Raw genomic sequence first — 1,444 nt, 5'->3', positions numbered from 1 at the left:
GGCATGCCGAAGACCACGCAGGAGTGCTCGTCCTGGGCGAAGGTGAGGGCGCCGGCGTCGTGCATGGCGCGCATGCCCGCGGCGCCGTCGCGGCCCATGCCCGTGAGGATGATGCCGATGGCCTGGGCGCCCGCGGCGTGGGCGGCCGAATGGAACAGCACGTCCACCGAGGGGCGGTGGCGGTTGACGGGGTCGGCCTGGGACAGCCGCGTGAGCCAGGCGCCGCCGCGCCGCTGCACCAGCAGGTGGGAGTGGCCCGGGGCGATGAAGACGTCGCCCGGGCGCGCGAGCTGGCCGTCCTCGGCCTCGCGCACGTGGAAGTGCGTCACGGTGTCCAGGCGCTGGGCGAAGGAGCGCGTGAAGTTCTCCGGCATGTGCTGGGCCACGAGGATGGGCGGGGCGTCGGGCGGCATGCGCAGCAGCAGCTCCTTGACCGCTTCGGTGCCGCCGGTGGACGAGCCGATCACGATGAGGCGCTCGCGCGCCGGGCCGAAGCTCGCGGGGGGCGCGACGCCGGTGCCGATGCCGGTGCCGGTGCCGGCCGCGCCCGCGCGCGCCGCGCTCGCCGGGCGCCGCGGCATGCGCGCCGTGGCCGCCGCGCGCAGCTTCGCGCAGATGTCCTCGGCATAGCCCTGCAGGCCCTGGGCCACGCCCAGCCTGGGCTTGCAGATGAAGTCCACCGCGCCCAGCTCCAGGGCCTGCAGCGTCATCTCGCTGCCGCGCTCGGTCAGGGTGGAGACCATCACCACCGGCATCGGGCGCGCGGCCATGAGCCGGCGCAGGAAGTCGATGCCGTTCATCATGGGCATCTCCACGTCCAGGGTCATGACGTCGGCCTCCACGGTGCGCAAGAGGTCGCGCGCCATCACCGGATGGGCGGCCGTGGCCACCACCTCCATGTCGGCCTGGGCGTTGACGATGGCCGAGAGCACCTGGCGGATGAGGGCCGAGTCGTCCACGATCAGCACGCGGATCTTCTTGCGGGGACTGCCGGTGCCGGTGGCGGTGCGGTGGGTGTCTTGGGTGTCCGGGTTCATGCGCGCCCCGTTCATCCGAAGAGCTCGACCTCGCCGGCCACCGGCGCCTGGGAGAACTGCGCCTTGTAGCGCTGCTCGCGCTGGACGATCTCGCGCGAGCCCGCGTCCACCAGGCGCTTCATGCGCACGACGCCCGTGCGCGGGAAGTAGGCCACCTTGCGCGGGCAGGTGTCCTCCAGGTCGGCGGCGATCACGGGGATGCGCTCGGTCCTGAGGAACTCGAGGACGAAGTCCGCGTTGCGCTGGCCGATGTTGAGCTGGTGCATGCCCGGGATCACGTTGGCCCCGCCGAAGACCTTGGCCTCCAGCCGGTGGCGCCGCGCGCCGAGCTTGACGAGCTGGTTGATCAGCACCTCCATGGCGTAGCTGCCGTAGCGCGCGGAGTCGCCCTCGGCGTCGCGCCCGCC

The 1,444-nt window shown here is 72.9% G+C and carries 2 protein-coding genes; both read right to left on the bottom strand.

All coding sequences use genetic code 11. The features are described 5' to 3' along the window. A partial coding sequence (locus ABID77_RS22575; protein WP_429600730.1) for a protein-glutamate methylesterase/protein-glutamine glutaminase occupies positions 1 to 1,037 on the bottom strand: 1,037 nt, incomplete at its 3' end. A gap of 11 nt (positions 1,038 to 1,048) precedes the next feature. Next, positions 1,049 to 1,444 (bottom strand): chemoreceptor glutamine deamidase CheD (locus tag ABID77_RS22570; protein ID WP_429600728.1); only part of this gene is annotated, 396 nt, incomplete at its 5' end.

It is taken from the genome of Variovorax sp. PvP013, assembly GCF_050435945.1.
GTDB lineage: Bacteria > Pseudomonadota > Gammaproteobacteria > Burkholderiales > Burkholderiaceae_C > Variovorax.
Note: the sequence above shows the minus strand (reverse complement) of the source record. Positions and strands in the feature narration are given on the sequence as shown.